This is a genomic window from Pseudomonas sp. H3_A02, from assembly GCF_054671965.1.
In genome coordinates this window covers 3,566,948-3,583,186 of the sequence record NZ_CP162807.1, presented here as the reverse complement: position 1 = coordinate 3,583,186, position 16,239 = coordinate 3,566,948, and the positions used below count along the sequence as shown (strand labels likewise).

Below are 16,239 nucleotides of genomic sequence, written 5' to 3'. Positions count from 1 at the left end.
TCGGTCTCTCGTTATCAAAGTTTGGTCAGGGACAGGCCGGCCCACGTGGCGAGCAGCCCGCCGAATACGCTGATGGCCGCATAGCCCAGGGCCAGCGGCACCTGCCCGCTTTCCAGCAGGCGCACCGTATCCAGTGAAAAGGATGAAAAAGTCGTCAGGCCGCCGAGAAAGCCGACCATCAGCCCCGCGCGTACCTCGATGGGCACTTCCGGGCGAATCAAAAACAGACCGTATAGAACGCCGATCAGCAGACAGCCCACGATATTAACGGCCAGCGTCGCGGTATAGAAGTGCCGGGGCCAATTTGCGTTGATCCAGTTGCCCGTGGCGAAACGCAGTAACGTGCCGGCGACGCCGCCAGCGGAAACAGCCAGTATCAAGGGGATCAAGGTTTTCTCCGCTGCCGTGGACTCAAGCGGTCCAGTTGCGCCAAGTGGTTGAGCTTCTCGCCGATCTTCAGCTCAAGGCCACGAGGCACCGGCTGATAGAAGCGCTGGGGTTCAAGTTCATCAGGAAAATAGTCTTCGCCGGCGGCATAAGCGTCCGGCTCGTCGTGGGCGTAACGGTATTCTTCGCCATAGCCCAACTGCTTCATGAGCTTGGTCGGCGCGTTGCGCAGGTGCAGCGGCACTTCGAGGGAACCGTGCTCGGTGGCGCTGCGCATCGCCGCCTTGAAGCCCATGTACACCGCATTGCTCTTCGGCGCGCAGGCCAGGTAAGTGATGGCCTGGGCCACGGCGAGCTCACCTTCCGGGCTGCCGAGGCGCTCCTGCACGTCCCACGCCGCCAGGCACAGGCTCAGGGCCCGGGGGTCGGCGTTGCCGATGTCTTCGCTGGCCATGCGCACCACCCGGCGCGCCAGGTACAGGGGATCGCAGCCGCCGTCGATCATGCGCGCAAACCAGTACAAGGCCGCGTCGGGGTTGGAGCCACGGATGGATTTGTGCAGCGCCGAAATCTGGTCGTAGAACGCCTCGCCGCCCTTGTCGAAACGCCGGCGGGTATCGCCCAACAGGCTTTGCAGCAGTTCGACGCCAATCTCACTGTCGTCTTCGGCCAGGTCCGAGGCGTTTTCGAGCAGGTTGAGCAAGCGCCGGCCATCGCCATCGGCGGCGGAAAACAGGATCTGGAAGCCTTCATCGCTAAGGCTCAACTGCCGCTTGCCCAGGCCGCGTTCCTCGGTCAGCGCACGGTGCACCAGCTTACGCATCGCCGTTTCGTCGAGACTCTTGAGCACATAGACCCGCGCCCGCGAGAGCAAGGCGTTGTTGAGTTCGAACGAAGGGTTTTCAGTGGTGGCGCCGATGAAAATCAGCGTGCCGTCTTCGACGTAGGGCAGGAAGGCGTCCTGCTGGGATTTGTTGAAGCGGTGCACTTCGTCGACGAACAGGATGGTGCGTTTGCCGTACTGGCCGGCCTGCTGCTTGGCCACTTCCACCGCCTGGCGGATTTCCTTGACCCCGGCCAGCACCGCCGACACCGTTTCGAAGTGGGCGTCCGAGACTTCCGCCAGCAGTCGCGCCAGGGTGGTCTTGCCCACGCCCGGCGGGCCCCAGAAGATCATCGAATGCAGCGCGCCCTGCTCCAGCGCTTCGCGCAGGGGCTTGCCGCGGGCGAGCACATGTTCCTGGCCGACGTACTCATCCAGGTTGGTCGCGCGCAGGCGGGCGGCCAATGGCTGGGCAATCGGGGCGCTTCGAAACAGGTCCATCACTACTTGTGCAACCTCCACTGGGTCCTGGTGCCGATCCTCTCTGCCGGAGCAGATCTGTGGGAAGTGGTCTGTGGGAGCAAGGCTTGCCCGCGATTGCATCGCCTCGGTCTATCAGATGCACCGAGGTGTGTCTGTATCGCGGGCAAGCCTTGCTCCCACAGATCTGCTCCCACAGACCATTTCCCACAGCCTTTTCCCACCGGGCTTTGTTTATTCCTGGATCACATCCGCACCCTTGGGGATGTCGAACTTGAACTTGGACGCGGCGATCGGCTCGTTGGCCTTGACCCCGGTGAACAGGATATTGGTGCGCTGGCCGACACTGTCGATCAGTTGCATGTCGTTGACCAGGCCATTGCGGAACGACAGGCGCAGGCTGTCGAACAGGCTGTCCTTGGTCTTGGGCTTGAGGGTGAAGTCAATCACGCCGCCCGCCTCTTTGGAGCTGATGTCGAAGCTCTGGCTGATCTTGGAAACGTCACCGGAGAGCAGCAATGCCGGGGTCTGGGTCAGGCGCTGGTCAAGAGTCTTGATGGTGACCTGCTCCAGGTCCGGGTCCCACAGCGAGACTTTCTTGCCGTCGGAAACCATCAGTTGTTCGGCCGGTGCATCGGTGTGCCAGTAAAACAGGCCTGGACGCTGCAGGGCCATGTCGCCGGCAGTTTCCTGCAACTGGGTGCCGCTGCCGTCGAGGGTCAGTTGGGAAAAGCGTGCCGTCAGGGTCTGGGAACGCTCCAGCAACTGGGTCAGGCGGGCCACGTCCTTTTCATCGGCGTGGGCCGACAAGGTGGTCAGGGCCAGTACGGGCAACAGCAACATGCGAATCAGGCGCATGGGAGTCCTCATGAAGTCGTGGGGGGTCGAGCGGCGCTTCAGCAGGCCGCCCGGGTCATTAGTCGCGCATCGGGCCCGGCGCCAGTACTTCGCGCGAGCCGTTGGTGTTCATGGCCGTCACCACCCCGGCCATTTCCATGGCTTCGATCATGCGGGCGGCGCGGTTGTAGCCGATCTTCAGCTTGCGCTGAACGGCGGAAATCGAGGCCCGGCGGCTCTCCAGGACGAACTGCACCGCTTCGTCATAGAGCGCATCGGTTTCAGCATCGTCGTCACCGCCGCCACTGCTGCCCTCGAAACCGCTGCCGGCTTCTTCGACACCGTTGAGGATATCGTCGTTATATTCAGGGGCGCCGCGCAACTTCCAGGCCTCCACCACGCGGTGCACTTCGTCGTCGGAAACGAACGCACCGTGGACACGGATCGGCAGGCTGGTACCCGGCGGCATGTAGAGCATGTCACCATGACCGAGCAACTGCTCGGCGCCGCCTTGGTCAATGATGGTCCGCGAGTCGATCTTGCTCGACACCTGGAACGCCATTCGGGTCGGGATGTTGGCCTTGATCAGGCCGGTGATCACGTCCACCGACGGCCGCTGCGTGGCGAGAATCAAGTGGATACCGGCCGCCCGCGCCTTCTGGGCGATACGGGCGATCAGCTCTTCGACCTTCTTGCCGACGATCATCATCATGTCGGCGAATTCGTCCACCACCACCACGATGGTCGGCAACTTGTGCAGCAGCGGCGCTTCATCGTGGATATTTTCGCGGTGATACAACGGATCGCTCAATGGCGTACCGGCCTCTTCGGCTTCCTTGACCTTGGCGTTGAAGCCCGACAGGTTGCGCACGCCCATCTTTGCCATCAGCTTGTAACGGCGCTCCATCTCGGCGACGCTCCAGCGCAAGGCGTTAGCGGCGTCCTTCATGTCGGTGACCACCGGGCACAGCAGGTGCGGAATGCCTTCGTAGATCGACAGTTCGAGCATTTTCGGGTCGATCATGATCAGCTTGGCGTCTTCCGGGCCAGACTTGAACAGAATCGACAGGATCATCGCGTTCACCCCCACCGACTTACCGGAACCGGTAGTACCGGCCACCAGCAGGTGGGGCATCTTCGCCAGGTCGGTGATGACCGGCTTGCCGCCGATGTCATGGCCCAGGGCCAGGGTGACCGGCGATTTGTGGTTGTCATACTCAGGCGTCGACAGCACTTCAGAGAAGCGCACGATCTGCCGGTCTTCGTTGGGAATCTCGATACCCACGGTGGTCTTGCCGGGAATCACTTCCACCACCCGCACGCTGGTCACGGCCAGGGAACGCGCCAGGTCCTTCGCCAGGTTGGCGATGCGACTGACCTTCACGCCGGCGGCCGGCTGGATTTCGTAGCGGGTAATCACCGGGCCCGGGTGGATCGAGTCCACCGACACCTCGACGCCGAACTCCTTGAGTTTGATCTCCAGCAAGTGGCCGACGGCCGCCAGGGATTCAGGGGAATAGTTGAGCTGTTTCTTCTCGGCCGGGTCCAGGATCGAGATCGGCGGCAAGGTGCCCTCCACCGCACTGTCGACGAACAGCGGCACTTGTTTCTCTTTCTGTACGCGCTTGCTTTGCTCCGGCGGCTTGGCCGGGGCCATGGTGATGACCGGCGGCACCTGCTTCTCGCGCTCGGACATGTGCTTGCTCAACGCCTGCTCACGCTCGATCAGGCGCTCCTTGACCTTGGCCTGCTCGCGCTTGTCCGGCGTCGTCGGGGCCACCACGTCGTGGACCCGGTCGTCGACTTCACGCAGTTGCGCCACCAGTTGCTTACGCTCGGTGCGCGCCGCCCACCAGCGGTTCATGGCGCCCTGGATCAGTTCGATCAGGTCGAGGGTGATCTTGCCGGTGACGTCCATGACCTTGAACCAGGACAGGTCGGTGAATACCGTCAGGCCGAACAGGAACAGGGCGATGAACAACAACGTGCTGCCCTGGATGTTCAGGGCGTTCCTGGCCAGGTCGCCGAGGCTTTCCCCCAGCGCCCCGCCCGCCCCGGCCGGCAAGCCGGTGGGCGCATGGAAATGGATATGGGCCAGCGCGGCCCCCGACAGCACCAGAAACACCAGGCCGATCAGGCGCCAGGAGAACAGCCAGCCGCTCCACTGCCACGGTTCATGGCGCTGACGGAAGATCTGGTAGGCCTTGATCGCCAGCAGCAACGGGAAAATGTAGGCGAAATAGCCCAGCACCATGAACAGGATGTCGGCGCTGTAGGAACCGGCCGGACCGCCGAAATTCTGCACATCGTCGATCTTGCTGTTATGGCTCCAGCCCGGATCGTCCTTGCCGTAGGTCAGCAGGGCCATCATCAGGAACAGGCACAGGGCACCGATGGCGATCAATGCACCTTCCTTGAGCCGGTAGTGCAATTGCTGGCGCCAGAGCGGAACGACTGGTTTAGGTGCTGCGGTGGATTTCTTCAAAACGCTTCTTTTCCTGCGCCAATGGCGCGTCCATCTGTTGAATGACTATAAAAAACTGCCCATGACGAGCAGGTAAAAAAGTGAATGTGCACAACCGGTACTACTTTTACCACTGTGAGGTGCATCCAGAAAACTGCAGGCGCGGCCGAAAATTTGATCTTTAGCCCATCCTGCGTTCAAAACCCAAGCATTGTACGGGTTTGTCGACGCCAAGGCATTGCCCGCTCGCTGAGTGACAGCATCGCCGGATACAGGGTGCACAAGCGCCAATTGGACCATGCATTCTCTTTTGTGACAAAGGCTTATGAGGTGTTTTTTATGAGCGAAGTGAAGCATTCACGCCTGATCATTCTCGGTTCCGGCCCCGCGGGGTACAGCGCGGCGGTCTATGCCGCCCGCGCCAACCTCAAACCCGTAGTCATTACTGGCGTGCAGGCCGGTGGCCAGCTCACCACCACCGTGGAAGTCGATAACTGGCCCGGCGATGTCGAAGGCCTGACCGGCCCGGTTCTGATGGAGCGCATGCAGCGGCACGCCGAGCGTTTCGACACGCAGATCGTCTACGACCATGTTCACACGGCCAAGTTGCAGCAGCGCCCGTTTGAATTGATCGGCGACAGCGGTACCTACACCTGTGATGCGCTGATCATTGCCACCGGCGCCTCGGCCCAGTACCTGGGGCTGCCCTCGGAAGAAAGCTTCGCCGGCAAAGGGGTTTCCGCGTGCGCGACCTGCGATGGTTTTTTCTATCGCAACCAGGTGGTGGCGGTGGTCGGCGGCGGCAATACCGCGGTCGAGGAAGCCCTGTACCTGTCGAACATCGCCAGGGAAGTGCACCTGATCCACCGCCGCGACAAGCTGCGCGCCGAGAAAATCCTCCAGGACAAACTCTTCGAAAAGGCCACCAGCGGCAATATCAAGCTGCACTGGAACCAGAACCTGGATGAAGTCCTGGGCGACGCCAGCGGCGTGACCGGCGCGCGCCTGCGGCACAGCGAGACCGGCGAAACCAGCACCTTGTCCCTCGCCGGGGTGTTCATTGCCATCGGCCATAAACCCAACACCGATCTGTTCCAGGGCCAGTTGACGATGCGCGACGGCTACCTGCTCGTGCGCGGCGGCAGCGAAGGCAACGCCACCGCGACCGCTATCGAGGGCGTATTCGCCGCAGGTGATGTGGCCGACCATGTCTATCGCCAGGCGATCACCTCCGCCGGCGCCGGCTGCATGGCCGCACTCGACGCGGAGAAGTATCTCGATGACATCCCTGCCGTTTGACGGTTAACCTTCCCGGCGGGTACTCGCTGACGGGCGAGACCCGCATCCGCCGCCCTCCCCTTCTACAAGCCGGACACTCATGCTGACTTGGTTACAACGCAACAGCCTCGAATTCCCGCCACTGGCAAAAGCCATGCGCGATCCCAACGGATTATTGGCCGCCGGTGGCGATCTATCCGCCGACCGGCTGATCCAGGCCTATCGCCACGGCTGCTTCCCGTGGTTTTCCGAGGGGCAACCGATCCTGTGGTGGTCGCCGGACCCACGCACGGTGTTGTTTCCCGACGAACTGCATGTATCCCGCAGCCTGGGCAAACTGTTGCGCAAGCAGCGCTATAAAGTGACGTTCGATCGGGATTTTGCCGCGGTCATCCAGGCCTGCGCCGCGCCGCGGGACTATGCCGACGGCACGTGGATCACCGACGCCATGCAAACCGCTTATCTGGAACTGCACCGACGCGGCTTTGCCCATTCGGTGGAAGTCTGGGACCAGGGGGTGCTGGTGGGCGGCTTGTATGGCTTGGCCATGGGGCAGCTGTTCTTTGGCGAGTCCATGTTCAGCCGGGCCGACAATGCGTCGAAATTCGGCTTCGTCACTCTGGTCCAACACCTCAAGGCCGCCGGTTTCGTGCTGATCGACTGCCAGATGCCCACCGAGCACCTGCACAGCCTGGGTGCACGGTCGATCCCACGCAGTGAATTTGCCGATTATCTAAAGGCACATCTGGACCAACCCAACCATGCGACATGGGTTTGCTGAGCGACATTCGCGCTCCTGGCTTACAATTAAATTCAAAGCTTATCCCGAGGGTCGATCATGACCGAGTTGGCGCGTTTGAAGTTCTATGCCACTCAGCCCCACTCTTGCAGTTACCTGCCGGAGGAGCAGGCCACGACGCTGTTCCTCGACCCTAGCCAGCCCATGGATGTGCATGTCTACGCAGACCTGTCGGAAATGGGCTTTCGTCGTAGCGGCGATCACCTTTATCGGCCCCATTGCCAACACTGCAACGCTTGCGTCCCGGCGCGCATTCCCGTGGCGCAATTTTTACCCAATCGCCAGCAGAAACGCATTTTCAAGCGCAACGCCGACCTTCAGGTGCGCCCGGCCAAGCCGCAGTTCACCGAAGAATACTTCGACCTGTACCAACGCTACATCGAACAACGCCACGCCGACGGCGACATGTACCCGCCCAGTCGGGATCAGTTCTCGACGTTCCTGGTGCGTGACCTGCCGTTTTCCCGCTTCTATGAGTTCCGGCTGGAGGGGCGACTGGTCGCCATCGCCGTGACGGACCTGCTGCCCAACGGCCTTTCAGCGGTGTACACCTTCTATGAGCCGGAAGAAGAACGGCGCAGCCTGGGGCGCTTTGCCATTCTCTGGCAAATCAACGAAGCCCGGCGCCTGGGACTGGAAGCGGTGTACTTGGGCTACTGGATCAAGAACTGCAAGAAAATGAACTACAAGACCCAATATCGCCCGATTGAATTGCTGATTAACCAGCGATGGGTCGTCCTGAGTTAGAACCCTTCGGCTTAAAAGCTAGAACCCCTTGGCTTGCCCCCCCTTTTTCGGGCACAATGCACGCCGCTTTTGCCTGGCGCAGTTGCACCGGGCCATTCACTGGATACCGAGGGCTTTACTGCATGTCGAAAGAAGACAGCTTCGAAATGGAAGGCACTGTCGTCGACACCCTGCCCAACACCATGTTTCGTGTGGAGTTGGAAAATGGGCACGTCGTAACCGCGCATATCTCCGGCAAGATGCGCAAGAACTACATTCGTATTCTTACCGGTGACAAAGTGCGCGTCGAGCTGACGCCCTATGACTTGAGCAAAGGGCGCATCACTTACCGCGCTCGCTAACAAGTCAATACAAGACGCCCGGCTGATGCCGGGCGTTTTTGTTTGTGGGAGCTAAGCTTGCTCGCGATAGCGGAGCATCAGACAACATCGATGTCGACTGAACCGACGCCATCGCGAGCAAGCTCGGCTCCCACAGGGACTTGGCGGTGGAACGCCAATCTTGTGCCTTACCCAAACAAACTGTGAGCGAGTTTGCTCGCGATAGCGGTGGGTCAGCTTGCATCGATGCTGAGTGTGCCGCCGCCATCGCGAGCAAGCTCGCCCCCACAAGGGGGCGATTGGCGTGAGTCTGGAACAGCAAAAAGGCGCCTTTCGGCGCCTTTTGCTTTATTGCTATTAACGGTCAGGCCATTTCGGCCGTGGTTTCGAAGTCGAAGGTCAGTTCGCCGTCCTTGATGTCGATGTGAACCACACCGCCATGTTCGGCCAGCTCGCCAAAGAGGATCTCCTCCGCCAGTGGACGCTTGATCTTGTCCTGGATCAAGCGAGCCATCGGCCGCGCGCCCATCGTTACATCGTAACCGCCTTCGGCCAGCCAACTGCGGGCCGCATCGGTCACCTCCAGCAACACACGCTTGTCTTCGAGTTGCGCCTGAAGTTCGGTAAGGAACTTGTCCACCACGCTCTTGATGACTTCATGGCTGAGGCGACCGAACTGGATAATGGTGTCCAGGCGATTGCGGAACTCAGGCGTGAAGCTCTTCTTGATCACTTCCATCGCATCGGACGAGTGGTCCTGATGGGTGAAACCGATCGAAGCGCGAGCCGCGGTTTCGGCACCGGCGTTCGTGGTCATGATGACGATCACGTTGCGGAAATCCGCCTTGCGCCCGTTGTTATCGGTCAGCGTACCGTGGTCCATCACCTGCAGGAGCAGATTGAAGACTTCCGGATGCGCCTTCTCGATCTCGTCGAGCAGCAATACGCAGTGCGGTTGCTTGGTGATGGCTTCGGTCAACAGGCCGCCCTGGTCGAAACCGACATAGCCCGGAGGCGCACCGATCAGACGCGACACGGTGTGGCGCTCCATGTACTCGGACATGTCGAAGCGCACCAGCTCGATGCCCATCGCCTTGGCCAATTGCCGCGCCGCCTCGGTCTTGCCGACACCGGTAGGACCGGCGAACAGGAACGAGCCCACCGGCTTGTCCGGCGACTTGAGACCGGCGCGGGACAGCTTGATGGCGGTCGACAGCGAGTCGATGGCCGCATCCTGGCCGAACACCGTCAGCTTCAGGTCACGCTCCAGGTTACGCAGCAGTTCCTTGTCGGAACTGGTGACGTGCTTGGGCGGAATCCGCGCGATTTTCGCCACGATATCCTCGACCTGAGGCACTTCGATACGCTTGACGCGTTTCTCCACGGGTTGCAGGCGCTGGTAGGCACCCGCTTCGTCGATGACGTCGATGGCCTTGTCCGGCATGTGCCGATCGTTGATGTAGCGCGAGGCCAGTTCAGCCGCCGCGCGCAGGGCTTCATCGCTGTATTCGATGTTGTGGTGCAGCTCGAAACGCCCCTTCAGGCCGCGCAGGATGCCAATGGTGTCTTCCACCGAGGGCTCCGACACATCGACTTTCTGGAAACGCCGGGCCAGGGCACGGTCTTTCTCGAAGATCCCGCGGAATTCCTGGAACGTGGTCGAGCCGATGCAACGGATATCACCCGAGGACAGCAGCGGCTTGAGCAGGTTCGACGCATCCATGACCCCGCCCGACGCCGCCCCGGCACCGATGATGGTGTGGATTTCGTCGATAAACAGGATCGCCTGCGGACGTTTTTTCAGTTCGCCGAGCAACGCCTTGAAGCGCTTCTCGAAATCACCGCGGTATTTGGTACCGGCCAGCAAGGCACCCAGGTCAAGGGAATACACCACGCTGTTGGCCAGCAGGTCCGGCACCTGGTTGTCGACGATGCGCTTGGCCAGGCCTTCGGCAATCGCGGTCTTGCCCACGCCCGCCTCGCCCACCAGCAATGGGTTGTTCTTGCGACGTCGGGCCAGGATCTGGGCCACGCGCTCGACTTCCGCCTCGCGCCCGACCAGCGGATCGATCCGCCCCTGGCGCGCCAGTTCGTTCAGGTTGCTGGCATAGGCATCCAATGGGTTGCCTGAAGAAGAAGACTCACCGCCCTCGTCGTCCTGCATATCCTGCTCACCCTCGGAATGATCGCCATGCCCCGGCACCTTGGAGATGCCATGGGCGATGTAGTTGACGACATCGATACGCGCAACGCTCTGCTGCTTGAGCAGGAACACCGCTTGGCTTTCCTGCTCGCTGAAGATGGCAACCAGCACGTTGGCGCCGGTGACTTCACGCTTGCCCGAGCTCTGTACGTGGAAGACAGCACGCTGCAGGACACGCTGGAAGCCCAGGGTTGGCTGGGTTTCGCGATCCTCGTCATGCACGGGGATCAATGGCGTGGTGGAGTCGATGAACTCCTGCAGATCATGCTTGAGTTTATCGAGGTTCGCGCCGCAGGCACGCAAAACGGTGGCGGCAGCCTCGTTATCCAATAGGGCCAGCAGCAGGTGTTCGACGGTCATGAATTCATGACGCTTCGAACGAGCCTCCTTGAAGGCAAGATTGAGGGTGACTTCGAGCTCGCGGTTTAACATAGCTTCACCTCATACCCAAGTGGTCGGCGTTAACCGTCCTTCTCGATTTCACAGAGTAGCGGATGCTGGCTTTCCCGGGCGTACTGGTTGACCTGCATGGCCTTCGTCTCGGCGATGTCGCGGGTAAACACTCCACATACTGCCCGTCCCTCTGTATGGACGGCCAGCATGACCTTGGTCGCCAGCTCGCGATTCAGGTTAAAAAACACCTCGAGCACTTCGACGACGAAATCCATCGGTGTGTAGTCATCGTTGAACAAAACCACCTTGTACATCGGTGGCGCCTGTAATGCGGGCTTTGCTTCCTGAACAGCAATGCCTGCGGAATCGTCGTCGTGTAGATCCGGGCGATCCTGATTGAATGTTAGTCGAATCTGGCTGACTGCATGCATGGAAAGAAAGGTTCGTTTAGTTGGCGAATACAGTGATGGGGGCGCTTGTGGGCGATTTCAACCACGACCACCGGAGCCACCTTGACTATCGGGAAAACGGTGTTACAACCAATAGAGCCCATCGTGGGTTAAAAAGGTCCGTGGAATCTATCCTGTTAACAAGATTAGCCTGCGGATGGACTGGATGATACTCCAGTGATGGAGTGCGTTGCAGAGGGAAATGGGTTATGTCGCTCGTCAAGAATGGCAGGGTTAAATGGTTCAACAACGCCAAGGGCTTTGGTTTCGTTATCGTCGACGGGGTGGATGAAGACCTTTTCGCCCATTACTCAACCATCCAGATGGAGGGCTATAAAACCCTGAAAGCCGGGCAGCCTGTGACTTGCGAAGTCATCCAGGGACCCAAGGGCCTGCACGCCACCAACATCAAGGTAATCGTCGTCGAAGACGCCGCCCCCCTTGTTCATACCCATGCCAGGGTCACCGAGCCCCATTGACTGATCATCACCACCCTGCATGATATGAAAATGCCCGGCTCGATCACTCTAGCCGGGCATTCGCGCTGAGCGCCGATTCGCTTACATGTGCGAGATCAGGGCATCACCGAAGCCCGAGGACGACACCAGCTTGGCGCCCTCCATCAGCCGTTCGAAGTCATAGGTCACGGTCTTGGCCGAAATCGCGCCATTGGTGCCCTTGATGATCAGGTCGGCCGCTTCGGTCCAACCCATGTGGCGCAGCATCATTTCCGCCGACAGGATCAGCGAGCCCGGGTTGACCTGGTCTTTGCCGGCATACTTGGGCGCAGTACCGTGGGTGGCCTCGAACATCGCCACGGTGTCGGACAGGTTGGCGCCCGGCGCGATGCCGATACCGCCCACTTCCGCCGCCAGAGCGTCGGACAGGTAGTCACCGTTCAGGTTCAGGGTGGCGATCACGTCATATTCAGCCGGACGCAACAGGATCTGCTGCAACATCGCATCGGCGATGGCGTCCTTGACGATGACGTTCTTGCCGGTCCGCGGGTTCTTGAACTGCATCCACGGCCCGCCGTCGAGCAGGGTCGCACCGAACTCTTCGGCCGCCACTTCGTAGGCCCATTCCTTGAAGGCACCTTCGGTGAACTTCATGATGTTGCCTTTATGCACGATGGTCAGCGAATCGCGATCGTTGTCGACCACATATTGCAGGGCCTTGCGAGCCAGGCGCTTGGTGCCCTGCTTGGAAACCGGCTTGACGCCAATGCCGCAATCCTCGTCGAAACGGATCTTGGTCACGCCCATTTCTTCTTTCAGGAACTTGATGACCTTGGTGGCTTCGGCCGAACCGGCCTTCCACTCGATGCCGGCGTAGATATCCTCGGAGTTCTCACGGAAGATCGTCATGTCCACGTCGCCAGGCTTCTTGACCGGGCTTGGCACGCCTTCGAACCAGCGCACCGGGCGCAGGCAGACATACAGGTCGAGCTGCTGGCGCAGCGCTACGTTCAACGAACGGATACCGCCACCGACCGGCGTGGTCAGCGGGCCCTTGATGGACACCACGTAGTCCTTGACCGCGTCCAGGGTTTCCTGGGGCAGCCAGGTATCCTGGTCGTAGACCTGGGTCGCTTTCTCACCGGCATAGACTTCCATCCAGGAAATCTTGCGCTTGCCGCCATAGGCCTTCTGAACCGCAGCGTCCACAACCTTGATCATGACCGGACTGATATCGACGCCAATGCCGTCGCCTTCGATGAAGGGGATGATCGGGTTGTCGGGAACATTAAGAGAATGGTCTGCATTGACGGTGATTTTGTCACCGACGGCTGGAACCTGAATCTTTTGATACCCCATGCTGAACTCCATTGCTTGGATTGAACATCTGGCTGCGTTCGAGCGTACCCCAGTTGAATCGGCGCGCAAACCCTACGTTAGGCCCATCAGCGGCAAAGTCTTGCACTTCGCCGCGTACAACCTGCGAAAACCAAGGGAAAAGCGCCAAACATGAGCATAGTTTGCCCCAGGAGTACTGCGACGTTTAGACCAATGGACGTGTACGGAAGTCTATGAACCATCGGCAGATCGCCAGCTACCTATGTATAATGCCGCCGCTGACCACAGGGTCACGACGGCTGACGGCTCTATCACAGGACTTTCCGCCAACTTAAAAGCCGGACCGTTACCGCGGCCCGACCGCTTGACGCTCGACTGATGCACCCAACATCACCGCGAAGAAACCTCGACATTCGGCTCACGGATGACTTTGAACGAACGCGCTTACCCGGCGCCCCTCGAGTTTCTGCGCATGCTTTAGCAAAGAAGAGAGTTAATCCGAATATGCCCACCCGCTCGAAGATCATCTACACCTTCACCGACGAAGCGCCTGCCCTCGCCACCTATTCGCTGCTGCCGATCGTCGAAGCCTTTACCGCTTCGGCCGATATCGCCGTGGAAACCCGCGATATCTCCCTCGCGGGGCGCATCCTGGCCAGCTTCCCCGAGCAACTGGGTGACAAAGCCGTAGCCGACCACCTCGCCGAACTGGGCGACCTGGCCGTTACGCCAGAAGCCAACATCATCAAGCTGCCGAACATCAGCGCCTCGGTGCCGCAACTGCAGGCCGCGATCAAGGAATTGCAGGCCCAGGGCTACGCACTGCCGGACTACCCGGAAACCGTGACCAGCGATGCCGAGAAAGATGCACGCGCCCGTTACGACAAGGTCAAGGGCAGCGCCGTGAACCCGGTCCTGCGCGAAGGCAACTCCGACCGTCGCGCGCCGCTGTCGGTCAAGAACTACGCTCGCAAGCACCCGCACAAGATGGGCGCCTGGGCCGCGGACTCCAAGTCCCACGTGGCCCACATGAGCACCGGCGATTTCTACGGCAGCGAAAAAGCCGCCCTGATCGACGCCGCCGGCAGCGTGAAAATCGAGCTGATCGCCCAGGACGGCACCGCCACTGTCCTGAAGGAAAAAACCACCGTACAAGCCGGTGAGATCCTCGACTGCGCAGTGATGAGCAAAAACGCCCTGCGCGACTTCATCGCCGCTGAAATCGAAGACGCCAAGCAAAAAGGCGTGCTGCTGTCGGTTCACCTCAAGGCCACCATGATGAAGGTCTCCGACCCGATCATGTTCGGCCAGATCGTTGCCGAGTTCTATAAAGACGCCTTGGCCAAGCACGCTCAAGTGCTGGAGCAGATCGGCTTCAACCTGAACAACGGCATCGGCGACCTGTACGCCCGCATCAAGGCCCTGCCGGCCGAGCAGCAGGCGCAGATCGAAGCCGACATCCAGGCGGTCTACGCGGCGCGCCCATCCCTGGCGATGGTCAACTCCGACAAAGGCATCACCAACCTGCACGTGCCGAGCGACGTGATCGTCGACGCCTCGATGCCGGCCATGATTCGTGACTCCGGCAAGATGTGGGGCACCGATGGCCAGTTGCACGACACCAAGGCTGTGATCCCGGATCGCTGCTACGCCACCATCTACCAGGCGGTGATCGAAGACTGCAAGCAACACGGCGCCTTCGACCCAACCACCATGGGCAGCGTGCCGAACGTTGGCCTGATGGCCAAGAAAGCCGAGGAATACGGTTCCCACGACAAGACCTTCCAGATCAAGGTCAACGGCGTGGTGCGCGTTTCCGACAGCAACGGCCGCACTCTGCTGGAGCAGAACGTCGAGGCTGGCGATATCTTCCGCATGTGCCAGACCAAGGACGCGCCGATCCAGGATTGGGTCAAACTGGCCGTCAACCGTGCCCGCGCCAGCAGCACCCCGGCGATCTTCTGGCTGGACCCGATGCGCGCCCACGACGGCGTGGTCATCGAGAAAGTCCAGACCTACCTGAAGGACCACGACACCAGCGGCCTGGACATCCGCATCATGTCGCCGGTCGACGCGATGAAGTTCACCCTGGGCCGCACCCGCGAAGGCAAGGACACCATCTCGGTGACCGGCAACGTGCTGCGTGACTACCTGACCGACCTGTTCCCGATCATGGAACTGGGCACCAGCGCCAAGATGCTGTCGATCGTGCCGCTGATGAACGGCGGCGGCCTGTTCGAAACCGGCGCCGGCGGCTCGGCACCCAAGCACGTCCAGCAACTGCTGGAAGAAAACTTCCTGCGCTGGGATTCCCTGGGCGAGTTCCTGGCCCTGGCCGCGTCCCTCGAGCACCTGGGTGTGACCTACAACAACCCGAAAGCCCTGGTGCTGGCCAAGACCCTGGACCAGGCTACCGGTGAGTTCCTGGACCGCAACAAATCGCCATCGCGCAAGGTCGGCGGCATCGACAACCGCGGCAGCCACTTCTACCTGACCCTGTTCTGGGCCCAGGCACTGGCCGCCCAGGACGACGACGCAGCCCTCAAGGCCCAGTTCGCGACCCTGGCCAAGACATTGACCGACAACGAAGAAAAAATCGTTGCCGAACTCAATGCCGTCCAAGGCAAGCCCGTGGACATCGGCGGTTACTACTTCGCCAACCCGGAGCTGACCAGCAAGGCCATGCGCCCAAGCAACACCTTCAACGCGGCGATCGCTGCGCTGGTATAAAGTTGTAAGGAAGCACCACGAACCCCGGCCTTGTGCCGGGGTTTGTGTTTCCGGCATTTACACCATTCATCAGACAGAACCCGACCCTGTGGGAGCGAGCTTGCTCGCGATAGCGATGTAGCATTCAACATTGATATTGACTGACCCACCGCTATCGCGAGCAAGCTCGCTCCCACAGTTGACCGTGCTTGACTATTGAATCGAGGACACTTGCTGCCCACGGACCGTGCGTTAGAGAGACTGCTTGACAGCGTCAGGAGGCAGCCTAGGCTCAATGGCATCGTTCTAAGTACGCCCTCTTCACTGAAGGCGCATGAAATAGACCATGAAGGCTGAAGGCCCCTGCGTGACCCAAACACGCTCCTTTCAACCTTTTGGGATGCGGGATGTCTCGGCAAGAGAACGAGAGAGCGTCGGATCAGGTGTCATTCTGAAACTGGAAGGGCCTGCAGCAGTGTCGACCTCAAGTGGAGCGAAACCGGGCTGCTGAAATCGCCTACGTAGCGATAGCAATCCGTGTACAAGGTTTGAGT

Annotated in this window: 13 protein-coding genes; 6 read left to right on the top strand and 7 right to left on the bottom strand. The window is 60.4% G+C overall.

What is annotated here, in order from left to right; all coding sequences use genetic code 11:
* Positions 1-14: 14 nt before the first annotated feature.
* The 4 genes from crcB to AB4N80_RS15900 all read right to left on the bottom strand — a co-directional run bounded on the left by crcB (position 15) and on the right by AB4N80_RS15900 (position 5,012).
* The gene (gene crcB / locus AB4N80_RS15915) at positions 15-389 is read right to left on the bottom strand and encodes a fluoride efflux transporter CrcB (protein ID WP_018608522.1); all 375 of its coding nucleotides are present in this window, start codon (positions 387-389) and stop codon (positions 15-17) included.
* Positions 386-1,711 (bottom strand): replication-associated recombination protein A, encoded by a 1,326-nt coding sequence (locus AB4N80_RS15910; RefSeq protein WP_122568519.1) that lies wholly within the window; start codon positions 1,709-1,711, stop codon positions 386-388. The genes crcB and AB4N80_RS15910 overlap by 4 nt, the downstream gene beginning before the upstream one ends.
* A 213-nt stretch (positions 1,712-1,924) precedes the next feature.
* Entirely contained in the window at positions 1,925-2,548 is a 624-nt protein-coding gene (lolA, locus tag AB4N80_RS15905; RefSeq protein WP_122568517.1) for an outer membrane lipoprotein chaperone LolA, read from the bottom strand.
* Positions 2,549-2,606: 58 nt separating this feature from the next.
* Positions 2,607-5,012, bottom strand: coding sequence for a DNA translocase FtsK (locus AB4N80_RS15900; protein WP_460082915.1), 2,406 nt, complete (start codon positions 5,010-5,012; stop codon positions 2,607-2,609).
* 318 nt (positions 5,013-5,330) lie between these two features.
* Between AB4N80_RS15900 and trxB the strand changes: the two genes are divergently transcribed.
* The 4 genes from trxB to infA all read left to right on the top strand — a co-directional run bounded on the left by trxB (position 5,331) and on the right by infA (position 8,156).
* The gene (gene trxB, locus AB4N80_RS15895; RefSeq protein WP_122568515.1) at positions 5,331-6,290 is read left to right on the top strand and encodes a thioredoxin-disulfide reductase; all 960 of its coding nucleotides are present in this window, start codon (positions 5,331-5,333) and stop codon (positions 6,288-6,290) included.
* Positions 6,291-6,369: 79 nt separating this feature from the next.
* The gene (gene aat / locus AB4N80_RS15890; RefSeq protein ID WP_122568514.1) at positions 6,370-7,050 is read left to right on the top strand and encodes a leucyl/phenylalanyl-tRNA--protein transferase; all 681 of its coding nucleotides are present in this window, start codon (positions 6,370-6,372) and stop codon (positions 7,048-7,050) included.
* Between the two features lie 57 nt (positions 7,051-7,107).
* Positions 7,108-7,815: an arginyltransferase gene (locus tag AB4N80_RS15885; RefSeq protein ID WP_053123176.1), complete on the top strand. Its 708-nt coding sequence runs from the start codon at positions 7,108-7,110 to the stop codon at positions 7,813-7,815.
* Between the two features lie 122 nt (positions 7,816-7,937).
* Complete coding sequence (gene infA, locus AB4N80_RS15880; RefSeq protein ID WP_002553999.1) at positions 7,938-8,156, top strand: translation initiation factor IF-1; 219 nt, start codon at positions 7,938-7,940, stop codon at positions 8,154-8,156.
* A gap of 343 nt (positions 8,157-8,499) precedes the next feature.
* Here the strand turns inward: infA and clpA are convergent, their stop codons facing one another.
* Positions 8,500-10,770: an ATP-dependent Clp protease ATP-binding subunit ClpA gene (clpA, locus tag AB4N80_RS15875; protein ID WP_024616766.1), complete on the bottom strand. Its 2,271-nt coding sequence runs from the start codon at positions 10,768-10,770 to the stop codon at positions 8,500-8,502.
* A 29-nt stretch (positions 10,771-10,799) separates the two neighbouring features.
* Positions 10,800-11,162: an ATP-dependent Clp protease adapter ClpS gene (clpS, locus tag AB4N80_RS15870; RefSeq protein WP_003180089.1), complete on the bottom strand. Its 363-nt coding sequence runs from the start codon at positions 11,160-11,162 to the stop codon at positions 10,800-10,802.
* A 227-nt stretch (positions 11,163-11,389) separates the two neighbouring features.
* Between clpS and cspD the strand changes: the two genes are divergently transcribed.
* Positions 11,390-11,659: a cold shock domain-containing protein CspD gene (gene cspD / locus AB4N80_RS15865; RefSeq protein ID WP_122568512.1), complete on the top strand. Its 270-nt coding sequence runs from the start codon at positions 11,390-11,392 to the stop codon at positions 11,657-11,659.
* An 81-nt stretch (positions 11,660-11,740) separates the two neighbouring features.
* On the opposite strand, the gene icd is transcribed toward cspD, so the two are convergent.
* Entirely contained in the window at positions 11,741-12,997 is a 1,257-nt protein-coding gene (icd, locus tag AB4N80_RS15860; protein WP_053123183.1) for an NADP-dependent isocitrate dehydrogenase, read from the bottom strand.
* Between the two features lie 483 nt (positions 12,998-13,480).
* On the opposite strand from icd, the gene AB4N80_RS15855 reads away from it, so the two are divergent.
* A complete protein-coding gene (locus AB4N80_RS15855; protein WP_305490788.1) occupies positions 13,481-15,706 on the top strand; it encodes an NADP-dependent isocitrate dehydrogenase in 2,226 nt (741 codons plus the stop codon).
* The last annotated feature ends 533 nt before the right edge of the window (positions 15,707-16,239 follow it).